The 26,607-nt window shown below is 65.4% G+C and carries 20 protein-coding genes and 1 pseudogene; 10 read left to right on the forward strand and 11 right to left on the reverse strand.

Annotation, left to right across the window (positions count from 1 at the left end):
- Positions 1–3: 3 nt before the first annotated feature.
- The 5 genes from IEX32_RS00095 to IEX32_RS00115 all read left to right on the forward strand — a co-directional run bounded on the left by IEX32_RS00095 (position 4) and on the right by IEX32_RS00115 (position 6,510).
- Entirely contained in the window at positions 4–963 is a 960-nt protein-coding gene (locus tag IEX32_RS00095; RefSeq protein WP_188767020.1) for a LysR family transcriptional regulator, read from the forward strand.
- Positions 963–1,709 (forward strand): SDR family NAD(P)-dependent oxidoreductase, encoded by a 747-nt coding sequence (locus IEX32_RS00100; RefSeq protein ID WP_188767022.1) that lies wholly within the window; start codon positions 963–965, stop codon positions 1,707–1,709. The genes IEX32_RS00095 and IEX32_RS00100 overlap by 1 nt, the downstream gene beginning before the upstream one ends.
- Positions 1,710–1,721: 12 nt before the next feature.
- Complete coding sequence (locus IEX32_RS00105; RefSeq protein WP_188767023.1) at positions 1,722–2,456, forward strand: alpha/beta fold hydrolase; 735 nt, start codon at positions 1,722–1,724, stop codon at positions 2,454–2,456.
- A 251-nt stretch (positions 2,457–2,707) separates the two neighbouring features.
- Positions 2,708–5,140: a TonB-dependent receptor gene (locus tag IEX32_RS00110; protein ID WP_188767024.1), complete on the forward strand. Its 2,433-nt coding sequence runs from the start codon at positions 2,708–2,710 to the stop codon at positions 5,138–5,140.
- Between the two features lie 365 nt (positions 5,141–5,505).
- Positions 5,506–6,510, forward strand: coding sequence for an alpha/beta hydrolase fold domain-containing protein (locus IEX32_RS00115; protein ID WP_188767025.1), 1,005 nt, complete (start codon positions 5,506–5,508; stop codon positions 6,508–6,510).
- 291 nt (positions 6,511–6,801) lie between these two features.
- On the opposite strand, the gene trxA is transcribed toward IEX32_RS00115, so the two are convergent.
- The 9 genes from trxA to IEX32_RS00160 form a co-directional block, all read right to left on the reverse strand.
- Entirely contained in the window at positions 6,802–7,122 is a 321-nt protein-coding gene (trxA, locus tag IEX32_RS00120) for a thioredoxin (protein WP_188767026.1), read from the reverse strand.
- A gap of 78 nt (positions 7,123–7,200) precedes the next feature.
- Positions 7,201–10,695 (reverse strand): double-strand break repair helicase AddA, encoded by a 3,495-nt coding sequence (gene addA, locus IEX32_RS00125; protein WP_188767027.1) that lies wholly within the window; start codon positions 10,693–10,695, stop codon positions 7,201–7,203.
- A complete protein-coding gene (locus IEX32_RS00130; protein WP_188767028.1) occupies positions 10,692–13,691 on the reverse strand; it encodes a PD-(D/E)XK nuclease family protein in 3,000 nt (999 codons plus the stop codon). Before IEX32_RS00130 ends, addA begins: the two co-directional genes overlap by 4 nt.
- Complete coding sequence (locus tag IEX32_RS00135; protein ID WP_188767029.1) at positions 13,684–14,409, reverse strand: nucleotidyltransferase family protein; 726 nt, start codon at positions 14,407–14,409, stop codon at positions 13,684–13,686. Before IEX32_RS00135 ends, IEX32_RS00130 begins: the two co-directional genes overlap by 8 nt.
- Positions 14,406–15,401, reverse strand: coding sequence for an aminoglycoside phosphotransferase family protein (locus tag IEX32_RS00140; protein ID WP_188767521.1), 996 nt, complete (start codon positions 15,399–15,401; stop codon positions 14,406–14,408). The genes IEX32_RS00135 and IEX32_RS00140 overlap by 4 nt, the downstream gene beginning before the upstream one ends.
- A complete protein-coding gene (gene tsaE / locus IEX32_RS00145) occupies positions 15,401–15,844 on the reverse strand; it encodes a tRNA (adenosine(37)-N6)-threonylcarbamoyltransferase complex ATPase subunit type 1 TsaE (protein ID WP_188767031.1) in 444 nt (147 codons plus the stop codon). The genes IEX32_RS00140 and tsaE overlap by 1 nt, the downstream gene beginning before the upstream one ends.
- Positions 15,841–18,195 carry a sensor histidine kinase gene (locus IEX32_RS00150; protein ID WP_188767033.1) on the reverse strand — a complete coding sequence of 785 codons (2,355 nt, stop codon included), beginning with the start codon at positions 18,193–18,195 and terminating at the stop codon, positions 15,841–15,843. The genes tsaE and IEX32_RS00150 overlap by 4 nt, the downstream gene beginning before the upstream one ends.
- A gap of 173 nt (positions 18,196–18,368) precedes the next feature.
- On the reverse strand, positions 18,369–19,829 hold the full coding sequence (gene ahcY / locus IEX32_RS00155; protein ID WP_229735747.1) for an adenosylhomocysteinase: 1,461 nt from the start codon (positions 19,827–19,829) through the stop codon (positions 18,369–18,371).
- Positions 19,830–20,011: 182 nt separating this feature from the next.
- A complete protein-coding gene (locus IEX32_RS00160; protein WP_229735748.1) occupies positions 20,012–20,467 on the reverse strand; it encodes an S-adenosyl-L-homocysteine hydrolase in 456 nt (151 codons plus the stop codon).
- Positions 20,468–20,708: 241 nt separating this feature from the next.
- On the opposite strand from IEX32_RS00160, the gene IEX32_RS00165 reads away from it, so the two are divergent.
- The 4 genes and pseudogenes from IEX32_RS00165 to trmFO all read left to right on the forward strand — a co-directional run bounded on the left by IEX32_RS00165 (position 20,709) and on the right by trmFO (position 23,868).
- On the forward strand, positions 20,709–21,188 hold the full coding sequence (locus tag IEX32_RS00165; RefSeq protein ID WP_188767038.1) for a peroxiredoxin: 480 nt from the start codon (positions 20,709–20,711) through the stop codon (positions 21,186–21,188).
- Between the two features lie 166 nt (positions 21,189–21,354).
- Entirely contained in the window at positions 21,355–22,047 is a 693-nt protein-coding gene (locus IEX32_RS00170; protein WP_188767043.1) for an SDR family NAD(P)-dependent oxidoreductase, read from the forward strand.
- A gap of 17 nt (positions 22,048–22,064) precedes the next feature.
- Positions 22,065–22,446, forward strand: a pseudogene (locus IEX32_RS20525) (MBL fold metallo-hydrolase); the annotation flags it as partial.
- A gap of 78 nt (positions 22,447–22,524) precedes the next feature.
- Positions 22,525–23,868, forward strand: coding sequence for a methylenetetrahydrofolate--tRNA-(uracil(54)-C(5))-methyltransferase (FADH(2)-oxidizing) TrmFO (gene trmFO / locus IEX32_RS00180; RefSeq protein WP_188767045.1), 1,344 nt, complete (start codon positions 22,525–22,527; stop codon positions 23,866–23,868).
- 9 nt (positions 23,869–23,877) lie between these two features.
- Here trmFO and IEX32_RS00185 read toward each other — a convergent pair whose 3' ends face one another.
- Entirely contained in the window at positions 23,878–24,339 is a 462-nt protein-coding gene (locus IEX32_RS00185; RefSeq protein ID WP_188767046.1) for an EF-hand domain-containing protein, read from the reverse strand.
- A gap of 82 nt (positions 24,340–24,421) precedes the next feature.
- Entirely contained in the window at positions 24,422–25,120 is a 699-nt protein-coding gene (locus tag IEX32_RS00190) for a hypothetical protein (protein WP_188767047.1), read from the reverse strand.
- Positions 25,121–25,269: 149 nt separating this feature from the next.
- Here IEX32_RS00190 and IEX32_RS00195 point away from each other — a divergent pair, with 149 nt between their 5' ends.
- Positions 25,270–26,571: a pilus assembly protein TadG-related protein gene (locus IEX32_RS00195; RefSeq protein ID WP_188767048.1), complete on the forward strand. Its 1,302-nt coding sequence runs from the start codon at positions 25,270–25,272 to the stop codon at positions 26,569–26,571.
- Positions 26,572–26,607 lie beyond the last annotated feature (36 nt).

Below are 26,607 nucleotides of genomic sequence, written 5' to 3' on the forward strand. Positions count from 1 at the left end.
AGAATGGACACTGCCCACCTCAAGGCGTTTCTGCGCATTGCCGAGACCGGTTCGATCAGCCGGGCCGCGCAGTCTCTCGGCATTGCGCAGCCTTCGCTCAGCCAGCAACTTCTGCGCCTGGAGGACGAGGTCGGGCTTCGCCTGTTCGACCGGACCGCGCGCGGCGTCACGCTGACCGAGGCCGGCCGCGTGTTCCTCGAACACGCCCGAATGATGCTCCTTTCGGCCGAACGGGCCATCGCCGATACGCTTCGTCTGCGCGGTGAGGCCCAGGGACAAGTGATCGTCGCCATGCCCCCCAGCGTCGCACGGCTGGTGGGATCCCGCCTCATCGAAGCGCTCGAGGTGCAATCGCCGCTGGTGCGGGTAAGGGTCGTGGAGGCCTATAATGGCACGATCAGGGGGTGGCTGGAGGCCGAGAAGATCGACCTGGGAATCATGTACGATCTGCACACGCTGCGTCACCTGACACCCAACCGGTTGTTTTCGGAAGAGCTGTTCGTGGTTGCCCCCTACGGGCAATTCGGCACCGCGTCGGAGCCGGGGCTTATCGATTTCGCCCAACTTGCCGCTTCACGCCTGGCCCTTCCCGGACCGCAGCACGGATTGCGGCAATTGCTTGAGCGCGAGGCCGCAAGCAACAACACGGGGCTTCAGGTCCGGTACGACGTCGACAGCCTGCCCACTCTCCTCGATCTGGTCGAGCATGGGCGGGCTCTCAGCGTACTGCCTTCCTGTGTCGCGCTCGCAGAGGCTCGGGCGGAAAGGATCAGCGTCGCCCGGCTGGGCCTGACGGGCATGCACCGCACGATGTCGCTCGTGCGCAATCCCTCGCATGTTCTGACCCACGCATCGGTAAGGGTAGAGAACCTGCTGCACAGCCTGCTGCGCGCCCTCGCCGATGGTGGCTGGGATGCACACATCGAGAAAAATTCAACGCAAGAAAAAGAGGTAACCAGTTGATGAACACTCCAGTCCTCGATGGAAAGGTGGCCTTGATCACCGGCTCAGGCAGGGGGATCGGGCGCGAGATCGCGCTGCGCCTGGCCAGAGACGGAGCGCGCATCGTGGTGCATTTCAGCGGCAGCGAAGCCGGCGCCACGGAAACCGCCGAGGCCATTCGCGGCAATGGCGGCGAAGCCATGACCTTTCGCGCCGATATCTCCAAACGCAGCGAGGTCCGCGCCCTGTTCGCCGCTATCGACGCGCAGTTCGGCAGGATCGACATCGTCGTGAACAGCGCGGGCGTGAGCACCGGCGGCCCTCTCGCGGACTTCGACGAAGAACATCTCGAATGGATGCTGGGCGTCAATCTCCGGGGGCCGCTCTACGTCGCTTCGGAGGCGGCCAAGCGGCTGGGCGAAGGCGGCCGGGTCATCAACCTGTCTTCCACCCTTGCCGATTTTCCGATGGCGGGATCGGGAATCTATTCGGCGACCAAATCGGCGGTCAAGAGCTTCACCGAGTCCTGGGCAAAGGAACTCGGCAAACAGGGTGTGACGGTCAACACCGTGATTCCCGGCGCAACGGCCCCAGGGATGATGGATAACTCCCCCCCAGGCGCGCGCGAATTCTTCGAGAAGGCATCCCCCTTCGGCCGGATCGGCACCGCCGGGGAAATCGCCGAAGTTGTGGCCTTCCTCGCCTCTCCCCAGGCAAGCTGGGTCTCGGGAGCGCACATCCTCGCCAGTGGCGCAGCGAACGCCTGAGGGGCTGGGATCATGGCAACATTCGTTCTCATACACGGTGGCGGCCACGGCGGCTGGTGCTGGTCTCCCGTCGCCCGGCTGCTGCGCGCCCGCGGCCATGACGTCTTCGCGCCGACGCTTTCCGGACTGGCCGACCGGAAGCATGTGCTGACACCGGACACCGCGCTCTCCACCCATATCGCCGATATCGCGAACCTTATCGAATACGAAGATCTTAGCGATGTGATGCTCGTCGGCCACAGCTATGGTGGCATGGTCATCACAGGCGCCGCGGACAGGGTGATCGAACGGATCGGGCACATCGTCTTTCTCGACGCGGCCATTCCGATGAATGGCGAAGCCCTCGTCGACGTCTCGCCGGGACTGCTCACGATGGCAGGTTCGACGCGCATGGTCGATGGCGTCGAACTCGGGCTTTGGCCAGACGTTGCCGCCGGCGCGATCTACGGATTGAACGGATGCGAATACGAGGACTGGGCGCTGTCACGCCTGACGCCGCAGCCGTGGAAGACCGTCACCGAACCCCTAATTCTGTCACGGCCCGACGCGGTCGCGGCCCTCCCGCGAACCATCATAAACTGCGCCACATCGCTCAAGGGACGCCCGGAAAAACTGCGCGAGCGATGGATCGCGGCCGAAAGGGTGTTCACCGTGGACACCGGTCATGATCTCATGCTTACGGAGCCCTTGCAGGTCGCCGAAATGCTGAACGATGTGGCCGTTGCCTCGGGCAAAAAGCGGGCCTGAGCAGCGGGAAAACAAGCCCGCGCGGACGGCGTCGATTTGCCTCGGCAGATTTCCGAGGTCGTCCGCAGCTTTCTGGTGTGGCCATTTTCGCACAGCAACAGACATTACGATAATGCACAATGGATCTTGGCTTGCGGTGCCATTGCCTCCCCAATATGGGGTGATTCTGGCGGTGTGCCTAGGGCTACCTAAGATGTGAAATGCTGCTGCCCCCTCTTATGAGGGCAGCATCTTCAGGGAGGGAAGTATATATGAATTCAATCGGAAAGCTATTTCTGGCGAGCGTCAGCGCTGCGGCTATTGCAACGCCCGCGTTTGCCCAGGATGCCAACCAATCGAGCGAACAGGCCCTAAGTGACGCCAGCGCGACTGATAACGCCATCATCGTTACCGCACGTCGCCGCGACGAAAACGTCCAGGAAGTGCCGATCGTCATCAATACCGTCACCGCCGAAAAGATTGCCGACCTCAACCTGCGCGATTTCGAAGATGTCGAGAATATCGTCCCCGGCTTGGAACTGTCGAGCCAGGGTTTCAGCGGCGGCGGCTCCATTCGCGGCGTCGCATTCGACACGCGGGTTTCCGGAAACAACGCTTCGCTCGAATTTTACCTCAACGATACGCCGATGAACGGCAACGCCATTCTCCAGCAGATGTATGACATCGGCCAGATCGAAGTGCTTCGCGGGCCCCAGGGCACGCTGCGCGGACGCGCCTCGCCGTCCGGCTCACTTACCGTAACGACGCGCAAGCCCGACCTCTATGAGGCCGGAGGCACCGTTTCGCTCACCGCAAATGATATCGGCACGCAGAACATCAATGGCGGTGTGGGCGTGCCGATTATCGAAGGCGTGCTCGCCGTTCGCGCAGCTGGCATATACGACGTCGGCGATGCGAATGAAGTACGTACCAGCTCCGCGCAAGCGCTCGACAAGCGGGATCCTTATGACCGGTCGATAGGCGGGCGCTTCAGCGCGGTGTTGCAACCGACCGACTGGCTCCTGCTGGAGGGCATGTACCAGGTTCAGGACACGCGCAGCAGGGTTTTCACCCAAGTCGAATCCGCCAACATTGCTGATCCCTCGCAGCCGACCAGCCCGGTTTTCATCTCGGGGAAGGATCGCCTTTCGATCGAGGACGCGCCGACGAGACTTGACCAGAAATTCGACACCTTCACCTGGAAGGCCCAGCTGTCGGGGGCTGGTCAGAACCTGATCTACGTCGGAAACTATCGCAAGACGAAGGTCTTCACCTTCGGCGACGACGACAACGCGAACGCTTTTCCGGGATTCGAATTCGGACAGGTCACCGACAGCCGTTCGACCAATGAAGCGCATGAACTGCGCCTTCAGAACGAATCCCGGCTTTTTGACATGGTCGACTACGTAGTCGGTGTCTTCCACCAGAAGAACAACGCGGACACGGTGCTTGATTCGCAGACGCTCGTCACTCTCCCCCCCTTCTTGGGCGGCGGCGTAGCAACGGTATCACACACACCGATTCTGCGTCCCGGAACCTCCAAGGAAACATCCGCTTTCGGAAACCTGACCTTCCATATTGGCGATGCGCTGGAAGTATCCGGAGGACTGCGCTACATCGATTATAAATCCGACAGCCAGCTGCTCGTGTCCGGCGTCAATATTGTCGACGAACAGCTGAAGGATGACAAGCTGATATACACCGGTTCGGTAAATTACTTCGTGAATCCTGACGTCATGGTTTATGCGTCGCTTGGAACGTCCTACCGACCCGGGCCAACGGCAATCGGTGACTTCAGCATCATCAAGTCGGATCTCCAGAGAAGCTTCACGACGCTCCCACCGGAGACATCGACCAGCTACGAAGTCGGCGTCAAGAGCACGCTCATGGGCGGGCGTCTGCGTTTCAACCTCGCCGGCTACTACCAGAAGTTCAAGAACTACCCCTATCGCTCCGGTGGCAATGGGGTCTTCTACCAGACCTTCAGCGCCGTGCGCGATGCGACGGGCGCCGTGATCGGCGTCTCACCCAGTGTCGACGATTTCAACTTCGTTGCCGCGGTTCCCGTCGAAGTCAAAGGCGTAGAGGGCGAGATCAGTTTCGACGTCACGCCCGATTGGAGCTTCAACCTCAACGCGTCCTATTCCGATGGCCAGATCAAGAACGGACTGATCCCGTGCAACGATCTCGACCAGGACGGCGTGCCGGACGTGCTGACTTCGGCGCCCACCCTCCAGCAGGTCCAGGACGCCTATGGCAGCGACAACGTCGGGGCTTGCAACGTCTCGCTGCGTTCCGGCTTCCAGTCTCCGTTCGCGGCAACCGCTCAGAGCGAGTATCGTTTCCCGATCACCGACGGAACTAATGCGTTTGCCCGGGGCCTCTTCAGCTATTACGGCAAGTCGAAGAACGATCCCAGCAACCAGTTCGACGATATCAGCGGCTACGGCCTCCTCAACCTTTATGCCGGCCTCCGCGGTGCTGACGGGGGATGGGAGCTTTCGGCCTATGCAAAGAACATCCTCGATACGTTCAGAGTGCTGAACCGCGAGGGAACGCCGACGGTTACCAATTTCCGGGAACTGCAGCCGCCGACGTTCCGAACGGTCGTGGCTAAATCAACTTCGAGCACGTATCGTCAGATCGACGTGACTGCGCCGCGTGAATTCGGGGTGACGTTCCGCACGTCCTTCGGCTCGCGCTGATCGACGCAAACCAGGTCGCTTTTCTGGGCGGGCAATGTGAATTGCCCGCCCATTTTCTTTGTCAATCTTAAGAGCGGGTGCAAGCGAAGCCGTGGCCGTACATCTCGGCCAGCCATGTCGAGCGCCAGAGCCTGACCAACGCATTCTCCAGCAAGGTCGAGAACAACGCGCACGCGCTCGCTCCGCTATTATACCAAGCGGCAATGACACCGGCCTGTGAGCGTTGCGGATGCCCCCGGCGATAGCCACGGGCGCGACCGATCGGCTATGGAGGTTGCGGCTATCGCCAGGCTCGTAAAGGATGCCGACGCGGCGCTAAAGAAGCGGGCCGTACAAGAGGACCGCAGGACGGACAGGAGACGGGTATGGGTGCCGGGAACATCATCACTGAAACCACGACCGAGGGAGGCGTGCATGTTCCGGCACGCACGATACGCGCCCCGTCAACCGTCAGTATTGAGGCCCAGGCGTTCCTGTCCAGCCCACCCATGATGGGCGGACCCTACCCGTCCGATCCAAACGACAAGGAAGCATGGCGCACCTGTCTCGACGCCGGCAACGCGATGCTCTCCGCGGCAATGGCAACCAATGCCGAGCGTTTCCCGGCGGAGATCATCACACATCAGGTCGGTGCCACGGTGGTCTACGAGATCGTACCGCAGGGCGTGGGACCGGATACGGCCGATCGCGCGATTTTCTATGTTCATGGCGGGGCGTATGTCCAGGGGTCGGGTCTGGCGGCTGCCCATATGGCCTTGCCGCTCGCGGCCATGGCGCAAGTCAGGACGTTTTCGATCGACTACCGGATGCCGCCCGATCACCCGTTCCCAACTGGCCTTGATGACACTGTCGAAGCGTACCGGTGGCTGCTCGAACGCTTCGACGCAAAGAATGTCGTCGTTGTCGGCGCCTCCGCCGGCGGCGGCTTGGCTGCCTCCTTCCTGTTGAAGGCTCGCGACCTGGGCCTGCCGCTGGCCGGTGCCTGCGTGCTCGCAACGCCCGAAGCCGATCTCACCGAAAGTGGCGACACTTTCGAGACGAACGACACGATTGACGTTGTGCTCAAGCACCGACTGACTGAAACCATTGCACTCTACGCCAACGGTCACGACCTGCGCGACCCCTACCTCTCGGCCGTGTTCGGCGATTTCAGCAAGGGCTTTCCGCCCACAATGCTGGTCTCCGGAACGCGCGACCTGTTCCTCTCCAACACCGTGATCCTGCATCGCGCCCTCTTGCGATCCGGCTGTAAGGCTGAACTCCACATCTGGGAGGCGATGCCACACGGAGGTTTCTTCGGCGCGCCAGAGGACGGCGAGGTTCTGTTGGCAGAGGCGGACTTTATCAGGAGAAATCTTCGGATCGGCTGAAACGTAATCGGGTCGGTGAGGATCGCCGCCGCCGTCAGCGAGAGCCCCAACCGGAACCGTATCGAAGCGCCCCTCACACGCGAGGACGTCCCGTGGGACTGGACGTATACGATGGGTTGGGGCCGCAAGTACTGTCAAAAAGCGAGGCCGGGCTGGCGGGCTTGATCGTGTGCTGGCGCCTGCTGCCCACACACAATCGGAACCTCCCCCGACCCCATCTGCCGCATCTGAAGAAAATCCCCTCCCGTCTTTCGACGAGAGGGGCCGGTATTCTAACCTCGGTGGAGGCGGTCAGAGTTCGCTTTCAATCCAGCCCTTGAGCGCGCTCTTGGGAGCGGCGCCAAGCTTGTGGGCGACCTGCTCGCCGTTTTTGAACAGCACGAGGTAGGGTATCGACTTGACGCCGAAGTTGGCGGGAGTGTCAGTATTGGCCATGATGTCCATCTTGGCGATGGTCACCTTGTCCGACAGTTCCTCGCTGATTTCCTCGAGAGCCGGACCGATCATCTTGCACGGACCGCACCAGTCCGCCCAGAAGTCGACAAGGACGGGCTTGTCCGCCTTCAGCACATCGTTTTCGAAGCTGGAATCGGTGACGGCAATGGTCGGCATGGACTGGCTCCTCGGAAAGTGGGTTTGACTGCAATCTAGGGAAGAAACGGTCTCTGGCAACGCCGGGGCGCCATAGCTTTACTCAGGGGCCGCCAAGGCAGGCTTGTGGCGCTCCAGCGTTTCAGACGGCACCGGGATCAGCCGGGGCACGGCGGTATAGAGCAGCGCGGCCTCGATCGTCCGCCCCGGAAAGGCGGCTTCCAGAGCGGCAGCATAGGCCGCCATCTGCCTGAGACTGGCTGCGGGCACGCCCTCCAGCGTTTCGGGCGGACGGCGCGCGGTCTTGTAGTCGATCAGGCGCACCCGATCGGGTTCTATCACCAGACGGTCGATCGTACCGGCGACGACCTGCCCTCCGACGACGGCGGCCACCGGCACTTCGGCCAGGCTGCCGGGCGCGAACAGGGCGGCCCATTCGGGATTGGCAAGAACCGCCAGAGCATCGCCCAGCATGGCTTCACGCCGGCCTTCTTCGAAATCGGCGGCATTGCGCGCGAGCCAGGCGCGCCCGGCCTCCTCCCGGCCCCCCGCAGCGACTTCGGGCAGGCGTTCGAGCAGTTTGTGCACCAGCGTTCCGCGCCGCGCCGCGTCCCGCGCCGCGCCGGGCGGGAATGGCGGATCGGGAGCCTCCTCCTCGCCCAGAGCCGAAGGGGCCAGCGGCCGGGGCGGCCGGGGCTCGGCAGGCGGCGCGCGTTCCAGCCAGCGCGGCAGCGGTTCGCGCAGCGGCAGTTCGGCCGGGGCGGTCTCTGACGGGATCGATTCCGGCGGCTCGCCCCATTCGCAGCGCGCTCCCCAAACTGCATCGGCGACCTCCGCTTCGGGAGGAAACAGGCCGCGCAGCCGCGCGTACCAGCTCTTGGGCGGGGGCACCCCGCCATCGCGCTTGCCGAGCGCGCCGCCGACGAACAGCGCTTCCTCGGCGCGGGTCATGGCGACGTAGAGCAGGCGCCAGTGTTCCTGTTCGTCGGCGGCGCGATTGGCTTCGATTTCGGTCAGGATGCGCCCCGCCTTCTCTTCCCTCGAGAGCGGCGGCAGCGGGATCCTGCGGCTCTCGCCTGCCGGATCGGGCAAGTCGAGGCCGCGATCCCGGCTGCGCTCCGGGTTGCCCGTGGCGTCGGCCAGAATGACGATCGGCGCCTGCAATCCCTTGGAGCCGTGGACCGTCATAACCCGCACGAGCCCCGCCGCGCTGTCCGCCTCGCGCTTCAGTTCGCCGTCTCCGGCATCGAACCATGCGAGGAAACCAGCCAGGCTCGGCGTGTCGGTGGCGACATAGGCGTGGGCAGCGTTGAGCAGTTCGTCGATCGGATCGTTGGCCTCGGTCCCCAGCCTTGCCACGAGCTTGCGCCGTCCTTGCCACGGACCCACGAGTAGCCAGTGCAGCAATTGCTGCGGCGGTTCGTAGTCGGCCAGCGCCAGAAGCTCGCCCAGCTGTCTCAGGATCGCCGCGACCTCCGGATCACTCGACGCACGCAAGTGCGACCACAGGCGCACGTGCCTGTCGCGATAGCCGTGCCGCAGCAATTGCTCCTGGCTCCAGCCGACGAGCGGCGAGACCAGCAGGCCGGCGAGGTTGAGATCGTCGAACGGCTGCACCGCGAAGCGCAGCGCGGCGACAAGGTCCTTCACCGCGAGCGGCGCACCGAGGCGCAGGCGGTCGACGCCCGCGACGGGCACTCCGGCGGCATGGAGCCGGCCGACGATCAGGCCGGCCAGTTCCTTGCGCTGGCGCACCAGCACCATGACGTCTCCAGCCTCCGCGCGGCGGGGCTTGCCCTTGCGCAGCGTAAAGCCGGGGCCAGTGGGATCGAGCCAGGCCTTGACCTGCAGCGCGATGCGCTCCGCCATCTGACGGTCGGGCTGCGAGAGCCAGCCCTCCTGCGACCCGTCTTCGTCGGCGCCCTCGTCATGGGCATCGTCGTCAACCGATACCGCGCTCACCGGCCGCCACAAGGCGACGTAGCCGGGACGCTCCTGCCCCTCATGGCGATCCGGCGGCGTGTCCAGCCCGAAGCTCGCGTGTCCGATCCCGCCGATCGCCTCGTCCACGAAATTGAGCACTTTCTGCGCGGTGCGGAAACTGCGGTCGAGGCCGAGCGGAAGCAGACGGCGCGGGCGCAGGTTGCTGCGCAGCATTTCCGCGTTCCCGGCGGCCTCGTCCATCAACGCGCGCACCTTGTCGGCGGCGCGGCGGAAGTTTTCGGGGCTGGTGCCCTGAAAGCGGAAGATCGCCTGCTTGTAGTCGCCGACGACGAACAGCGTGCGCATCGCCTCGCCGCGCTGGCCGAGCCCCGCCCAGAACTCCTCGGCCATGGCGAGGATGATGTCCCACTGCGAGGAATTGGTGTCCTGCGCCTCGTCCACAAGGATATGGTCAAAGCGGCGGTCGAGCTTGTAGCGGATCCAGTCCGCCTGCGACTGGTTGCGCAGCAGGTCGGCGGCGCGGCGGATCTGGTCGTCGAAGTCGATCAGCCCTTCGCGTTGCTTGGCCTCGTCCCATGCCAGCGCAAAGGTGCGGCCGAGGCGCAGCGCCGGGACGAGGCGTTCAGTCAGGTCCAGCAGCGCCTTCGCGTCGCAAATGCGGACGATGCAGGCGATCACCCTGCCGCAATAATCGGGGTAAGCGGGATCTATCTTGTCCTGCGACTTGCTCGCGCGCGGCTCTCTGTTCTGCGTCAGGAACAGCTTCGCAAGGGCCTCGATTTCCGCCGCGCGCTGCCCAGCGTCGCCGAGCAGCCATTCGCTGACGCCGTCCACAAAGCCGAGGCCGGTCTTGGTGCCCCATTCGTGATTGATTTCCAGGCACCGCCGCAACGAGGCGACGTCGAACGCGGCATCGCTGCACATCTCCGCCAGCCAGGCCTCACCGGCATCGCTCGGCAGGCCGAGCAGGCGTAGCACGTTCGACCGCATCGGTTCCTGCCAGCCGCCCGGTCCGAACCAGGCCTCGCGCTTGGAGGCGCAGCGGAGCAGGAAAGCCTCGACCGCGTCCGGGCCGTGGCGTTTCGAAAGATCGCTGACGGCCCGCAGCACTTGCGGATCGCCCGGAGGCTCGCTCTCGGCCGCCACGAGCAGGTCCGCGAGCACCTGCCGCGCGAGCAGGACGCGTTCGCGGTCCTCCATCGGCCGCGCACCGGGAATGAGCTGCGCTTCCAGCGGGAACGTGCCCAACAGCCACTGCGAAAAGGCGTGGATGGTGTCGATGCGCAGGCCCCCACCGGGGCAGTCGAGCACGGCCGCGAAGAGCGTGCGCGCCCGCGCGATGGTGGCCTGATCGCAGCTCGCGCCTATGGCTTCGAGACGCGCGGCAAGCTGCGTATCCTCCAGCCGCACCCATTCGGCGAGCGTGCCATTGATGCGCGCCGCCATCTCCGTCGCGCCCGCCTTGGTGAACGTGAGGCACAGGATCTGCGAAGGCTCCACGCCCGGTTGCAGCAAAAGGCGCAGCACACGCGAGGAAAGCACTTGCGTCTTGCCCGTGCCGGCCGAGGCGGAGAGCCAGACCGTCTCCTGCGGATCGACGGCCCGCATCTGATTGCCGTGCAGTGGATGGACCGTGGCAGGACCGCTCATGCGCCCTCCTCCGCCTCATGGCTGCCGAGCGTGGTGATCCACTCGTCGAGGCGCATCAACTGGTCGTAGTCGGCATAGCTCGCCAGTTCCGGATTAAGCCGGGCGGTGAAAGGCTCAGTGCCGAGGATCCACCTGTCGAGCGCGTCATCGAGGTAGCGTTCGGTCTCGGGCAGGAAATCCTGACGCATCAGCATTTTTTCGCGCCTTTTCTCCTCGTCGGTGACCGGCTCCATGGCATAGCCGAATTCGTCGGTGCGCGGCTTCTTGGCCAGCGACCAGTACTCGAAGCCGCTCGCCCTGCCCTCGACGCCGCTGAAGCCGCCCGCTTCGGCGATCATGGCGATAAGGCCGAGCTGCAGCGCAAACCCCTCCTTCACCTGCAAGGGCTTGGGCGGGCCGCCGGTCTTGTAGTCAACGACGACAAGCGAGCCGTCCGCCTTGCGGTCGATGCGATCGGCGCGGCCGTGAATGCGGATGTCGCGATGCCGCATGTCGCCCCAGGCCTCGACGGTGAGCACTTCGCGGCCTTCCGCCTTCTGCCGTGCGATCATCGCATCGAACGTATCGAACGCGGCGGAAAGGCGCGGCCACCACAGCGCGCGCATCAACGGATGCGCGTTCTCCTCGTCAAGCACCTGCTCGGCAATCGCGCGAAGCCCGCCTTCCGGATCGCCCGCCTTGTGCCAGAGTTCGAGAATCCGGTGCGCGATCTCGCCCTTCCATGCCGCGCTCGGTTCCGCGTCGAGGGCATCGATGCGGCGCAGATGTAGGATGGAGCCGGCGTAGAACTGGTAGGGATCGCCGCGCAGACGATCGAGCCCGGTGACCGGGATGTCGACCTTGCGCTGCGCGGCATCGGGCATCGGCCTGGGCCGAGGATGCGGAAGGACCGGCGCGGCGTCGTCAAGCAGACGCGCGAGGCGCACGGCCTCGCTTTCGACATGCCGCGCCGCCTGATCGCCGAGCATCGCCTTGACGCGCAGCACGAAGCGCGAAGGGATCACCGGGCCACCCTCGTCGCGCAAGGTCCAGCTCAGGACGACTTCGGGCGCGCCCAGCGCCGCGGCGAGATCATGCGCGGAAAGACCGATGCGGAAGTCGTCGCCGGGCACGCCCAGCGCGCGCAGCATGGCCGGGGGCAGCAGCGAATCCTGCGCCGGCGACGCGGGCCAGACGCCTTCGACAAGCCCGCCGCAGATGACGAGGTCGGCACGGCTCATGCGCGCTTCGAGCAGGCCATAGATCGCGACGCGGGGATGCCCGCCCCACGGCGGACGGACGGCCACGCGGTCCATCGCGTCGCGCAGCACGGCGTGGAGTTCACGCGGGTCGAGCAGCGCCCCCGCCGCTCCCGCCGCCGCGCGCAGATCCTCAACGAAAGCGCTGAGCGAACGGCCGTCAGGCCCGCTCCACAGCCGCTCGCCGCAAAGCGCTTGGGCAACATCGGCGAAAGCGCCGAGCAGATGATCGAGCGGCTCGGCCTCGCCAAAGGCGAACAGGGGCGCCAGCATGGCTTCGGCTTCGCGCCACCAGTCCCCCACCTTCGCCTCGTCGGCCACGGCCGCGATCGAGGCAAGCCCGGCACCGGGACGGGGACCGCGCAAGGCAAGATCGAGCCAGCGCGCATTCTCCAGCCAGCGCGCGCGCCCCTCCCCCGCCCCGGCAAGGGGATGGGTCAGCAGCGCGATCAGCGGCACCGGCGCGGCCCGCTCCGCTACCACTTCCGCCAGCAGCAGAAGGAGGCGGCCGGCGGCGGTCTGCGTCAGGGGGCGCCCCGCGGTATCGTCCGCGGCGATGCCCCAGCGCCCGAGATGGGCGATGACCCGTGCGGCGAGCCCGCGATCCGGGGTGATCAGCGCGGCGCGGCGTTCGGGCGTTTCCAGCGCCTCGCGGATAAGAATCGCGATCGCCTGCGCTTGCTCGCCGGGATGGGCGCTTTCCATCAGGCGCACGCCGGAAAGGCGCCGTTTCTCTGCGGGCAGATCGACCCAGCCCGTCGATGCCCGTGGCGGCAGGAACAGGTTCGAAATAACCCTGCTGCGCTCGGGCGGCGCGGCGCCCACGCCGGACCGGTGCCAGGGCTGCACTTCCGTACGCGCGATGCCCATGCGGTTGAGCAGCAGCTTGAGGTGATATTGCGGATGCGTGACAGCATCGTCGCGGCCGAACGGCGGATCGTCCGGTTCGACCGGCTTGCCGGCGGTTCCCAGCTCATCCCAGACCTGCGCGTCGAGCGCGAGATCGAGGTCGGGAAGGATCACGCTTCCACCGGGCATTTCGCTGACGACGCGCAGCAACTCGGCCAGCGCCGGGGACGCGCTGGTAACCCCGGCAGCAACGACGGGATGTTGCGGCGGAGCTTGGCGCCAGCGCCGCGCGGCGTGCTCGAACAGGCGATTGCGGCGTTCCGGCGCGTCGATTTGCTCACGTCCGGCAAGTTCGGCGATCCAGTACTGCTGCACTTTCAGGAAAGTGCGCGTGTTGTCGGTCCAATGGCTCGCCAGATCGCCGACAATGCCGATCACACGCTCGGACATGAGATCGATGGGCGCGATCCCCTCGACCAGCAGGCGATCCATCGTGCGCCCCACTTCCCAGGCGCGGCGAAGCAGCGCCGCGCCCTTGCCGGCCCCCTCGCCTTCGACCTCGCGCAGGTAATGGGCCAGACGCAACCAGCGGCGCGCCGGATCGGCGGCCGGCGGGATGTCGGCGGCGCCCAGCGGATCGAGCAGCGGCCCCAGCGTCTCGTCGAGATCGAGATCGCCCACCACCGCCATGCGCGGCAGCAGCATGCCGGGTCTCTCGCTTCCGCCCGAATGGCGCACGAAGGCCTCGGTCACGGTGCGCACCGCGCGGCGGCTCGGCAGCAGCAGCGTCAGGCGGGCAAGGCCAAGGTCGCCTTCGGAATAGCGCGGCACCAGCCCCGCAACGAGAGCATCGGCGAAACCGCGATGGGCAGCAATCGAGTAGACGCGGGGACCGGCCCTTTCAGGCACGGGGCAACCATGCCTCGGTCGGCCTGATCGCGCCCGGTTCGCCGACCTCGAACCACAGGCCGGTATGCGAAATGCCGTAGAGCCGGCCTTCCTCAATCGCGCGCGTCCACAGCAGGTTGGTCGAGAACGGGCCTTCGGGCGCATCGCGCAGCAGACGGTGCGAGACGATCTGGATGCCGGAAAAAATGAACGGCGCCACGCGGCCCGGCTGGCGGCGGCTGACCTTACCCAGCGGGTCGAGATGGAAATCGCCGTCGCCGCGATAGTTGAGCGCGCGCGGATGCGGGACCATGAGCAGGAGCGCGTCCATCGCTTGAGCATCCCAAGCCCGGGAAAGTTCGGCGAAGACGTCGTTCGGCCCGTCGAGCCAGATGTTGTCGCTGTTCAGGCAGAAGAACGGATCGGGCAGCTGCGGCGCGGCCCTGACCATGCCGCCGCCCGTTTCGAGCAGAAGTTCGCGCTCGTCCGAGATCGAGACCGTCGGCCCGTTCCGGCGCACCTTCAGGTGCCCTTCGAGCGCATCGGCGAGGTAGTGGACATTGACCACGGCCTTCGCCACCCCCGCGTTGTCGAGCTTGTCCAGGGCATGGTCGATCAGTGCCTTGCCGGCAACGCGAATGAGCGGCTTGGGCTGACTGGCGGTGAGCGGGCGCATGCGCTTGCCCAGCCCCGCGGCCAGCACCAGCGCGGTGTCGCTGACGAGAGGCTTCGTGCTCATACCTCGAACGTGCCTCCGCCCGTGTCGCGCAGTTCGGCCGGTATGTTCACATCGAACCACTGCGCCACCGGAGCAAGCGCCGGGTGCGCCAGATCGCGTTCCAACAGCCCCCATACGCGCGGGATCAGATCGAGGTAGCGCGGCTTGCCGTCGCGCTTCCACAGGCGCACGAAGATGCCGACGATCTTGGTGTTCCGCTGCGCGCCCAGCCTGGCATAATCGGCCAGGAACGTCTCGGCGTCGGTGCCGGTCGCGCGGATGTAGCGGTCGAACATCTCCGCCTCCAGCTCGGGCGAGACGTCGCGCCGCGCGTCCTGCAGCAGCGAGACGAGATCGTAGGCCGGGTGACCGACCAGCGCGTCCTGAAAGTCGAGCAGGCCCTGCTTCTCAAGCGCGCCCAGCAGCATGATGTTTTCCGCGTGATAGTCCCGCAGCACGGTGACGCCGGGCCGCTGGCGCGGCAGCAGTTCGCCCAGCACGCTCTCCCATGCGGCAACGAAGCCGGGCACGTCGACATAGAGTTTCCGGGCCGTGCAATACCAGTCGACGAACAGCCGCGCCTCGCGCTGGTACTCGCTCATTGTGTAATCGAGGAACGGCCCCGGCGGCAGTTCGTGCAGATGCACCAGAGCGTCGACTGCGCCCTTGTAGGTGGCTTCCTCATCGTCCGGCCACTGGTCGAGATAATCGCGCATGCGCGCTTCGCCGAAATCCTCGATCAGGACGAGGCCGTGTTCGGCCCGCTCGGCGATGATGCGCGGCGCGCGCATGCCATTGGCATCAAGCCAGCGGGCGGCGCGCAGGAACGGGCCGGGATCCTCGTTCGGCGGCGGCGCGTCCATCAGCATCGCGGTCCTGTCACCCCTGCGGATGCGGAAATAGCGGCGGAATGAGGCGTCGCCGGGAAGCGGATCGACCCGCGCGCCCGCCCAGCCGGCAGCTTCGAGAAAGGAATCTAGCCCGGAAGGCAGGGTCGTGCTGGTATCCGTCATCATGGCATTCGCCCTAGCCAATCCGCCCCCGCCTCGACAATGGCGATCCGCCCTTCGCCCGCAATTTCCAGCCTGATAGAGAGGCAGCTCGGCTCATGCGCGAAGCCGCCGGCGTGATCGGGCCATTCGGCCAGCATCGCCGCGCCTTCGCGGTAGTCGTCGAGGCCGATCTCCTCAGCTTCGGAAGGGTGCGCCAGGCGGTAGAAATCCGCATGGACCAGCGGCAGGCGCACGGCGGGCGGATCGTAGCACTCCACGATCGCGAAGCTGGGCGACGGGACTTCTCCCTTGTGCCCGAGCGCGGCGATCACCGCGCGCGCAAGCGTTGTCTTGCCCGCGCCGAGTCCGCCTTCCAGTGCGACGACATCGCCCGCGCGCAGCTTTTCGGCAATCGCCGCCCCGAAACGGTCCATCGCGGCAAGATCGGGAAGCGCGACCTTCACGGCAGCTCCACGATGGCGCTGGTGCCCTTGCCCGGTTCGGATTCGAGGCGCAGCGTGCCGCCATGCGCCTCGACGAGTTGCCGCGCCAGAGGCAGGCCCAGGCCCTGCCGGCGCTCGACGCTCTTGCCGTCGGCGCTGACTTTCATGCCGTCGAGCGCGCGGGTCAGGCTGCGGCTGTCGAGACCAACCCCGCTGTCCTGCACGAGAATCCGCGCGACGTCGCCATTGGCGGTCTTGCGGTGCGCGGCCTGCACCAGGATGTGCTGCCCGCGCTTCGAGGCGGCAATGGCGTTATCGACGAGATGGCCGATCGCCCGCGCCAGCCGCTTGCGGTCGCCCGTGATCGGGCGCAGCAGGCCCTTGGATTGCAGATCGAGCACCAGCCCGGCCTTCTCGATACGCGGGGCGCGCTCTTCGACTAGGCCGCGCAGGAACGGCATGAGATCGATGTCGTCCTTCTTGAGCGGCAGCATGCCCGCTTCGCTCTGCGAGAGGTCGAGCAGGCTTTCGATGTGCTCGCCCAGCTGGTCCACCGAGGCGAGGATGTCGGCAACGTATTCGCGCCCGCTCTCGCTCAGTTCGCCGCCCAGCCCGGCCTGAAGCAGCTCGGCAAACCCGCCGATGGAGGTGAGCGGCGTGCGCAGTTCATAGCTCATGTTCGCGAGGAAGCGCGTCTTGATCGCGTCGGCTTCCATCAGCGCGGCATTGCTTTCGCGCAGGGCGTCCTCGGCCTTCTGCGAATCGGTGATGTCGAGCACGGCAAGCAGGCCATTGCCGTCCGGCAGCGGCACGCCCGCAAATTCGAGCATTCGCCCATCGGCAAGCGCGATGCGCCCGCCCTTTTGCGTGCGATCGAGCGTGGCGGCGCGGACGACATTACCGACCAGCTCGGCTTCGGCACCGCGCTTGAGGCGCGAGCCGATCTTCTTGAGCAGTTCCTCGACGTGCGGATGCGTATCGAGAAAATCGCTGTCGAGGCCCCAGTCGGCGGCGAAGCGGCGGTTCCACAGCTGCATGCGGCCATCGGGCGCGAAGACGGCGATCGACTCGAACAGGCTGTCAAAAGTCGCGGTGCGGGTACGCAGCAGCGTGTCGCGCACGGCCGAGAGGCGAAGCTGCTCGGTGCGATCCTCGGCCACCAGCAGCAGGCCGCCATCGGGCACGGGCTGGGCAACGATGCGCAAGTGCGTGCCGTCAGCGAGCGACCACGCCTCCTCATGCGTGCCGCCCGAGGAGAACCATGCCGCCCTTTCCCGCCGCCAAGCCGGGAAGTCGCGCACTTCGGGCACTCTTCCCGCATCGCGCGCGGCGTCGAGCAGGCGTTCGAAGGCGGGCGGATCCTGCGCGGTCTTCGCCGCCAGCTTGAACAGGCGATGGAATGGCTGGTTCGCGAACGTCAGGCGCTTCTTCGCGTCGAACTGGGCGACACCGGCGGAAAGCTGGTCCAGCATGGCGCGCTGGGCATCGCGGAACGCCCGGAACGAGCGCGACATTTCCTCCAGATCCTCGATGTCCACGGCATAGCCGGCAACGCCGTCGCTGCCGAGCGGCAGGTCGCTGACACGCAAGGTGCGACGCTGGCCGTTGATCGTGGTCGAGACGATGCGTTCGATAGGCGCGCTCTTGTCGCGGGCCGCCTTGGCGACCTGCGCGGGGCTGACGCCCTCGACGGTCTCCACCAGTTCCGTTCCGGCGGCGACGACCGCCTCGGCGCTCTCCCCGCCCACCGCCGCGACGTAGGCCGAGTTCACCAGTTGCAGTTCGCCGTCGGGGCGGCGGAACCACATCGGCATCGGCGCCGCCTCGATCAGCGAGACGAGCGCGGTGAAGTCCCCCCTCGCCCGCGCAGCTTCCTCGCGCAGGCGGGCCAGTTCGCTCTGGCTGTCGCTGAAGTCGAAAACCCACACGAGCGCCGCGCCGCCAGGAGACACCTGCGGATCGGCAAGGTGCCCGCGCAAGGCAAGGCTGCGCGTCGAATTGCGGGGGGTGGCGACGAGGCGGAAGGGAGCGGCGCTCTTCTGGCAGCGGCGCACCGCCTCGTTCAGTTCCGCCAGCTTCTCGGCGGGAAGACCGCGCTCCCCGGTATCCAGCTCGGAAAGGTATTGCGGCACGGCATCGAGGCCGAGCCACTGCGCCAGCCGCGCGCTTGCCTCGATCCGCCCGTCCGAGCGCACGAGCAACGGCAGCGCGGGCGATTCCTCCACCATGCGGGCAAGGCGCCGGGCGGAGCGCAGCGCGCCTTCGGCCCGCTTCTGACGCGCCCGCGCCGAAAGGATCGCCCAGGCCGCCCCCACCGTCCACGCGGCGAGCAGCAGTCCGATCAGCAGTGTCACCAGGCGCTCATGATCCATCGCCAACGGCTATGGTGTGCCGAACGCCGCATGACAATGGGAAGGTGCTGCGATGATGCCCAAATCCACCACGGAGTAGGTGGGGCCCGACAGAGCCGCCATCGTCATCCTGGCGAACGCCGGGCGACCGCTGCCGGTCCCGGATCAAGTCCGGGATGACGATGGGTTTTGGCTCAGTACCGATAGTGCTCGGGCTTGAACGGCCCTTCCTGCGGCACGCCGATATAATCCGCCTGTCGTTTGGACAGCTTCGTCAGCTTCACGCCCAGCTTTTCAAGATGCAGCGCGGCGACTTTTTCGTCGAGATGCTTGGGCAGCACGTAGACGCGGTTCTCGTAATCGTCCGACTTGGCGAAGAGTTCGATCTGCGCCAGCACCTGATTGGTGAAGCTCGACGACATGACGAAGCTCGGATGGCCGGTGGCGCAGCCCAAGTTCACGAGGCGGCCCTTGGCGAGCACGATGATCTGCTTGCCGTCCGGGAAGGTCACGAGGTCGGTACCCGGCTTCACTTCGTGCCAGTTGTAGTTGTCGAGCGCCGATATCTGGATCTCGGAATCGAAGTGACCGATGTTGCAGACGATGGCCTTGTCCTTCATCGCCTCCATGTGAGCACCGGTGATTACGCCTTCGTTGCCAGTGGCGGTCACGAAGATGTCGCAGCGCCGCACGGCCTCTTCCATCGTCACCACCTCATAGCCTTCCATGGCGGCCTGCAGCGCGCAGATCGGGTCGATCTCGGTCACCATGACGCGGGCGCCGCCCTGGCGCAGCGAGGCGGCAGAGCCCTTGCCGACGTCGCCGAAACCGGCCACGCAGGCGACCTTGCCGGCCAGCATCACGTCGGTCGCGCGCCGGATCGCGTCGACCAGCGATTCTCGGCAGCCGTAAAGGTTGTCGAACTTCGACTTGGTGACCGAATCGTTCACGTTGATCGCCGGGAACGGCAGCTTGCCGTCCTTGGCGAGGTGGTAGAGGCGGTGGACGCCGGTGGTGGTCTCTTCCGAGACGCCCTTGATCGCGTTGACGGTGCGCGAGAGATAGCCCGGCTTCGCCTTAAGGAAGGCGTTCAGCGCGCGGACGAACTCGATCTCCTCGGCATTCGAAGGCTCGAACATCGGCTCGCCGGCCTCGACCCGCGCGCCCCAGAGGGCGAACATCGTGGCGTCGCCGCCGTCATCGAGGATCATGTTGGCGGTGAGGTCAGGATGACCCTCGCTCGACCAGTCGAAGATGCGGCCGACATAGTCCCAGTAATCAGCAAGGTTCTCGCCCTTGATGGCGTAGACCGGGATGCCCTGCGCGGCGATGGCGGCAGCGGCATGATCCTGGGTGGAGAAGATGTTGCAGGTGGCCCAGCGGACCTCGGCGCCGAGCGCAACCAGCGTCTCTATCAGCACCGCCGTCTGGATCGTCATGTGGAGCGATCCGGTGATGCGCGCGCCCTTGAGCGGCTTTGCTTCACCGAATTCCTCGCGCAGGGCCATCAGCCCCGGCATTTCGGTTTCGGCAATCGCGATCTCGGTGCGGCCATATTCGGCAAGGCCGATATCGGCGATGGCATAGTCGCGGTCGGCAATCTGGGCGGTGGCCACGGACACAAACTCCTGAAACGGTTGCAAAGGCGCCGCCATGCCCCGGCCAGAGGCGGGCGAACAGAATGCGGCGTACCTACCGTTTCAGACCGGCGGAAGCAAATATAAAGATTTCTTTATATGGATGCAGGACAGCAGTCCATTTCCCCGCGGCCATCAACGCTCCGGCCAGACCGACCAGTGCCCGGCCGAAGCTCGAAATCCATCTTTCGCCTGCCGGCTTACCGGGAAGCCAGCGCGAAAACCGGCCCGCGCTTTCCGGCAAGCAGTTGATCGGCTGCCTCGACCAGAGTTTCACGCCCCTGCACCGTTGACAGATTGCGCGCGACCTCGCGCAGCTCGGAGCAGCTCAGCCAGGGGTGACCGCCGCCGTATTCGTTGGCCATGACCACACTCATGCGGTCGAGCGCCCTGACCGCGCCTTTCGCGCCGTGGCGCTTCGCCAGATCCTCCCTGAGTTCGCGATTGGCCGCATTGAGTTCGCTCAGGTGCTTGCGGGAGAAGTTCCCGTAGTCGTCGGTGAAGGCATCCGGCGTCGTTCGGCAGCGCAGGCCGGTGACCATCAGCATGATGTCCAGACGGCGCAGTTTTTCGGCATCACCGCTGGCGGCATGTGCCGGCGTCGCCAGCCCCAGCCCGATCGCGGCGACGATCCCCGCGATCGACGCCCACAGCAAACCGCGCTCTCCCCGCGCTGTCGATGTCGGATGAGCGTCCGCCCCAAAATTGCAACTCCCCATTTCTCAGTCCCCCTCCCGCGGGGTGAGTCCCGCGCGAGACCGAGAATCGACCCGTTCGTTTACCGGGCGTTCAATGGCTACCCTGAATCAAAATTTACCATCATGAGGCGTTGCTGGAATACCAAGGGCGCCTATATCTCCCGGCATTGCGCTTTACTTGCAGGAAAGGATGTATCCCATGACCATCTCCGTCGGAGACAAGCTGCCCGACATCAAACTGATGAAGGCTGGCGAGAGCGGACCCGAGCCGGTCCAGACCGCCGACTACTTCGCCGGCAGGAAAGTTGCGCTGTTCTCGGTCCCGGGCGCGTTCACCCCGACCTGCTCGGCCAAGCACCTGCCGGGGTTCGTCGAGAAGGCTTCCGAACTCAAGGCCAAGGGCATCGACGAGATTGCCTGCACCGCCGTCAACGATGCATTCGTCATGGGCGCGTGGAACAAGGCCTCGGGCTCGGATGACGTGACCATGCTGGCGGACGGCAACGGCGATCTCGCCAAGGCCGTGGGCCTCGTCATGGACGGTTCGGGCTTCGGCATGGGCAGCCGCGGGCAGCGCTATTCGATGGTCGTCAACGATGGCGTTGTCGAACAGCTCAACGTCGAGGCGCCCGGCACGTTCGAGGTCAGCTCGGCCGAATACATGCTCGGCAAGCTCTGAACGAACGTTCGGGACAGATTGAGAGGGGCGGCCCGCCATGACGGTGGGCCGCCCTTTTTCGCATCTTCGGCGGCCGGCCCGCCATCAGCGGGGTGATGAACGACGATCGCCGGTTGCTCCCCGCCCCCGGTGAAGTTAGCACGGCGCGCACAAGCGAGGAGATATCATGGCACGTTCGGTTATCGTCACGGGTGGTTTCGGCATTCTCGGCCAGGCAGTGGCGCAAGCCTTCGCCGCGGCCGGCGACAAGGTCGCCCGCATCGACTACGCGCCGCGCCCTTCCGAACCGATCGCGGGCGCGCTGGACATCGGCGGCGTGGACCTGACCGATTCCGCCGCAACCCAGGCAGCGCTCAACAAGGTGATCGCGGCCCATGGCGGGATCGACGTGCTCGTCAATGTCGCGGGCGGATTTGCCTGGGAAACGGTAGAGGGCGGCTCGCTCGACACGTTCGCCAGGATGCATGCGATGAACGTGACGACCAATGCGACTGTCACCAAGCTCGCCCTTCCCTCGCTCAAGGCTTCGGGAGCGGGCCGCATCGTCAACATCGGCGCTGGCGGCGCGGTGAAGGCGGCGATGGGCATGGGCGCCTATGCCGCTTCCAAGTCCGGCGTCCATCGCCTGACCGAAGCGCTGGCGGAGGAACTTTCCGGTACGAGCGTGACGGTCAACGCTGTCCTGCCCAGCATTATCGACACGCCCACCAACCGTGCCGATATGCCCGATGCCGATTTCTCGACCTGGGTAAAGCCCTCGGCAATCGCCGAAGTGATCGCCTTCCTTGCATCCGACGCGAGCCGCGCCGTAACCGGCGCGCTGATCCCGGTCACACGCGGCGACACATCGGCGAACTAGGACTACCGTTCCATTTGCATCCGTCTGCCGACCATATATCCGGCGGCCCCTATATTCAGCGGGCACTTGGAGGAATGCTGGTGATCGGCCGCGAGATTTGCGCGGTGCAGGGCGTGATCGGCGATGCCGCCTTCGTCGGCGACACGCTGTTCATGCCCGACTATGGCACCGCCCGAGCCGACTTCCCCCGGCGATGCGCGCACGCTTGTACCGCTCGATCCGCCGTCTTATGCAACTCCCCATGATACGCACGTATTCCTGTGCCACGACTACAAGGCCCCCGGCCGCGAAGACTACGTCTGGGAGACAACGATCGGTGCCGAAAAAGCCCGCAACGTCCATATCCACGAGGACGTGACCGAGACCGAGTTCGTCGCCATGCGCGAGGCCGGCGACGCGATTGCAGGCCGTCGGGCGCGATGTTCACGCGCAGGCATTCACTTTCGCTAAGCGTCAAGAACGGGTAGGCGCGTGAGCATGACGACCCACCCCACCATTTACGACGTTCACATCATCGGCGGCGGTCTCGCCGGCAGCGAGGCGGCCTGGCAGCTCGCCCGTCGCGGCATTCGCGTTCGCCTGTCGGAAATGCGCGGCACCGGGCAGCGTTCGCCTGCGCACCAGACGGACGGACTTGCCGAGCTGGTCTGCTCCAACTCGTTCCGTTCCGACGACGACGAGAAGAATGCTGTGGGCCTGCTCCACCATGAAATGCGCCGCTGCGATTCGCTCATCATGGCCGCCGCCGCCAAGGCGCAGGTCCCGGCGGGCAGCGCCCTCGCGGTGGACCGCGATGTCTTTTCCGCCGAAGTCGAGGCACGGCTTGCCGCGCTTCCCTCGCTCGACATCGGGCGCGAGCGGATCGACACGCTGCCCGAGGCCGGACTCACTCTCGTTGCCACCGGCCCGCTGACCGCCGAGGCGCTGGCGGGCAGCATCGGCCGCGCCACGGGAGCCGAAAGCCTCGCTTTCTTCGATGCCATCGCGCCGATTGTCTACCGTGAGACAATCGACATGGACATATGCTGGATGGCCTCGCGCTGGGATAAGGGAGAGACCAAGGACTACATCAATTGTCCGATGGACAAGGACCAGTACCTTGCCTTCCACGCCGGGCTGATCGAGGGCGAGAAGAGCGTTTTCAAGGAGTGGGAAGCAAACACGCCCTATTTCGACGGCTGCATGCCAATAGAGGTCATGGCCGAACGCGGCGTCGACACCTTGCGCTTCGGCCCGATGAAGCCGGTGGGGCTCGACAACCCGCGGACCGGGCGATGGCCCTATGCCGTGGTGCAGCTCAGGCAGGACAACAAGCTGGGCACGCTGTGGAACATGGTGGGCTTCCAGACCAAGTTGAAACATGCCGAGCAGGTCCGCCTGTTCCGCACGATCCCGGGCCTCGAAAAGGCGGAGTTCGCTCGCCTCGGCGGCCTGCACCGCAATACGTTCCTCAATTCGCCGCTGCTCCTCGACCGGCAGCTTCGCCTGAAAAGCGCGCCGCATGTCCGCTTCGCCGGCCAGATTACCGGCTGCGAAGGCTACGTCGAGAGCGCCGCCGTCGGCCTGATGGCGGGATTGATGACGGCCGCCCAACTGCGCGGGCTTGAGTGGCAGAGCCCGCCCCGCACGACTGCCTTGGGCGCGCTTCTCTCGCATATCACCGGCGACGCCGAGGCGGAGAGCTATCAACCGATGAATGTCAATTTCGGCCTTTTCCCGCCGCTGCACGACGTCAAGAAAAAGCAGCGCAAGGAAGCCTACACCGCACGCGCCAAGGCGGACATCGGCGCCTGGGTGGAGACGCTGACCACGGCGGCGTGAAACCAAGCCTCAGCACGAACAGCGGGGTTTCGGCTTGCTCGGCGGAGGTGCGCTGCGGCGAAATTCCCCCGGCGTGAGCCAGTCGTTGCCGTCGACGTCGGCATAGTCGAATTTGTCGACCGTCGTGACTGCCCATTCCTCGAAGGTCAGCAGGTTGTTGCCGTCCTTGTCGAGGTCGCGGAAGCCGGACGTACGGGTGGAAAGCATCTCGTTGCCCGTAATGCGCCCATCGTTGTCGCGGTCGTAGCGTCCGAAACGCCGCTGCTCGCGGGTCAGCTCGGTAGCTTCGGGCAGCTCAGGTCCGACGAGATCGGCAATTTCCGCGCTGGGCAGTTCTTCCGGGCCGGCATCGTCAGACGGCACTTCCGGCGGCGGCGCACCCTCTTCGACTTCCGCCCTTCCCTGTAGCCAGAACAGGCCCACCGAAGCCAGCACCAGCGCAGCCAGAGCCCCGAGGACGAAACGATTCAAGTCGGCCCCTCCGTCATGGCGGGGAGTCTACGGCGTCGGAAGCCCTCGGTGAAATTACAAAGTCTTCATGCGCCGGCCACCATCAGAAGCCGAGCAATCCCAGCCTCATTGCCTTGAGCAAGGCCGCCGGCGATCTGGCACCGGCCTCCTCCCCCGTTGCAAGGCGGCGCTCGGCAAGGCCGTGAAGCACCAGCAGGGGCCGCAACGCGCGCGAGACGCGGGGCTTTCCGCCGCTGTCCGCCTCCAGCATGGCAGCCGCCGTCCCGCGTTCCTGATCATTGCCGAGCCGCATCGCAAGATCGGCGAGCGCCCACCTTCTGCCCAGGTCGCGAGCGGCGGCGGATTCGCCGGGCCGGTTCAGCGCGGCGGACAAGGCCGCGAAGGCCTCTCCCCGACCTGCAGCCATGGCCTCGATCGCGTCCTGAGGCAGCGGCGCCGCACCGGTCAGGGCCTCCCAGCCATCCACCAGAGCCGAGAGCGCCGTATGCGCCCCGTTCCAGCTGCGCAGTGCCGCAAGCAATGGCTCGCCCATGGGCCATGCGTTGCCGTCCTGTTGGAGCGTCTCTCGCCACCAGGCGAGCCGCAACTGCGCCAGCATCGGCTCGCGCGAGTTGCGCAGCAGCCCGGCGAGCCGCGTATCGAGCGCGAACAACGCCAATGTCGGCAGCCGGGCGGAAGCCGGCGCATACGACAGCGCCAGCCGTTCGATTATCGGCAAGGTCCCGAGCAGAGCCTTTTCGGGGCCGGGATCGGAATGCGCAGGATTTGGACTTAGGGGCACGCCAGTCCCCCTAGACCGGAAAGGCCTTCGTGCAAGCCCTTAGTGCCGGTCCATCGCTACGAAACCATTAACCAATTCGCTTCACGCGCCAACAACCCTGCGGCGGGTATTAAATTTTATTCATTGCAGTGTCACGGGAGGTGTCACCGATGCTCGGAGGGGTGCGTTATCTGACCCGGAGGTTCGTCCGCGAGCGCGGAGGCAATGCCATGATGATGGTGGCGTTGGGCCTCCCCGCACTTATCGGGGCGATCGGCTACGGCGTCGATACGGCGCAGTGGTATATGTGGCAGCGCGAGTTGCAACATTCCGTCGATCAGGCGGCAATCGGCGGCGCGTGGGCTCTCGCCTACGATGAAGATGCCGACTACACCACTCGCGCCAAGCAGGAATTCAACGCCAACCAGCACCTCACCGCCGAATTCGCCAGCCCCCCGACGATCAAGCTCGCCAATTTCGAAGGCGGGTTCAACAACAGCGTCCTGGTGACGGCCACAGTCACGCGTGAACTGCCATTCACCGGTATGCTGCTCGATCGACCCACGACGGTTGGGGCCCGCGCTCAGGCCATGTTCCGGGAAGGTTCGAAATACAACGCCTGCCTCATCACCCTGAAGGAGGATGGGACGACTTTCCAGATCGGCGGCAATGCCCATGTCATCGCCAACTGCGGTCTCGGTGCGCTTTCCTGCAGCGACGATGCTATCGTAATCGACGGAAGCGCGACGATAGAGACGACCTCTATCGCCACATGCGGTACGGTAAGTGCTCCCGACGAACTCGAATCTGTCGTGGCTGAAGAGGTCACAGGCCTGTCGGACGTCTATGGCGACATTCCGATCCCACAGCCCGAACCCAACACAGACAGGACGAAAGACAAATACTGCGAGGGCAACGGCAACAACGCAATCGCCAATCTCCAACCGGGCGTATACGTTGGCGGGTACACCGCCAAATGCGCCACGAACTTCGAAAGCGGCGTCTACTTCTTCGATGGCGGCACACTCGATCTGTCGACCAACGCTGCCGTGATCGGCAAAAACGTCCTCTTCGTCCTGCGCAATGGAGCCGAGATCAAGCTGGGCGGCCAGGGCGGGACCGGTTCGATCACGCTCACGCCAATGCAGGAGGGGGACTTTCAGGGCGGGCCTTACGCAGCTGACGCCGATCGCTTGGCGCAGATGCTCATCATCGAAGACAAGACCGGCGAAACCGAGCCCGCGGCGCACCAGATCAATGGCAACTCCAAGCTCAACATCGAAGGCGTGCTGTATCTGGCAAATGGCGATGTGCAGATCAACGGCGACTCGGGAACGACGAGCAAGCTTTGTTTCCAAATCTCGGCCTGGACGCTGGACATACGTGGCAGCGCCTATCTGAGGACGCTGTGCGACTACGACGACAGTTCCGAACTTGGAACGTCCACACCCGGCGTGAGGCTCGTGGTATGAAGCGCCGCGCTCTTCGCCATCTGCGACAGGACAGAC

The sequence above is a fragment of the Novosphingobium endophyticum genome, from assembly GCF_014640675.1.
Taxonomy (GTDB): domain Bacteria; phylum Pseudomonadota; class Alphaproteobacteria; order Sphingomonadales; family Sphingomonadaceae; genus Novosphingobium; species Novosphingobium endophyticum.

Excerpts from the sequence above, each read along its gene's own strand:
- IEX32_RS00095 (WP_188767020.1), top strand. The coding sequence starts at position 4 with ATGGACACTGCCCACCTCAAGGCGTTTCTGCGCATTGCCGAGACCGGT.
- IEX32_RS00100 (WP_188767022.1), top strand. The coding sequence starts at position 963 with ATGAACACTCCAGTCCTCGATGGAAAGGTGGCCTTGATCACCGGCTCA.
- IEX32_RS00105 (WP_188767023.1), top strand. The coding sequence starts at position 1,722 with ATGGCAACATTCGTTCTCATACACGGTGGCGGCCACGGCGGCTGGTGC.
- IEX32_RS00110 (WP_188767024.1), top strand. The coding sequence starts at position 2,708 with ATGAATTCAATCGGAAAGCTATTTCTGGCGAGCGTCAGCGCTGCGGCT.
- IEX32_RS00115 (WP_188767025.1), top strand. The coding sequence starts at position 5,506 with ATGGGTGCCGGGAACATCATCACTGAAACCACGACCGAGGGAGGCGTG.
- trxA (WP_188767026.1), bottom strand. The coding sequence starts at position 7,122 with ATGCCGACCATTGCCGTCACCGATTCCAGCTTCGAAAACGATGTGCTG.
- addA (WP_188767027.1), bottom strand. The coding sequence starts at position 10,695 with ATGAGCGGTCCTGCCACGGTCCATCCACTGCACGGCAATCAGATGCGG.
- IEX32_RS00135 (WP_188767029.1), bottom strand. The coding sequence starts at position 14,409 with ATGAGCACGAAGCCTCTCGTCAGCGACACCGCGCTGGTGCTGGCCGCG.
- IEX32_RS00140 (WP_188767521.1), bottom strand. The coding sequence starts at position 15,401 with ATGACGGATACCAGCACGACCCTGCCTTCCGGGCTAGATTCCTTTCTC.
- IEX32_RS00150 (WP_188767033.1), bottom strand. The coding sequence starts at position 18,195 with ATGGATCATGAGCGCCTGGTGACACTGCTGATCGGACTGCTGCTCGCC.
- ahcY (WP_229735747.1), bottom strand. The coding sequence starts at position 19,829 with ATGGCGGCGCCTTTGCAACCGTTTCAGGAGTTTGTGTCCGTGGCCACC.
- IEX32_RS00165 (WP_188767038.1), top strand. The coding sequence starts at position 20,709 with ATGACCATCTCCGTCGGAGACAAGCTGCCCGACATCAAACTGATGAAG.
- IEX32_RS00170 (WP_188767043.1), top strand. The coding sequence starts at position 21,355 with ATGGCACGTTCGGTTATCGTCACGGGTGGTTTCGGCATTCTCGGCCAG.
- trmFO (WP_188767045.1), top strand. The coding sequence starts at position 22,525 with ATGACGACCCACCCCACCATTTACGACGTTCACATCATCGGCGGCGGT.
- IEX32_RS00195 (WP_188767048.1), top strand. The coding sequence starts at position 25,270 with ATGCTCGGAGGGGTGCGTTATCTGACCCGGAGGTTCGTCCGCGAGCGC.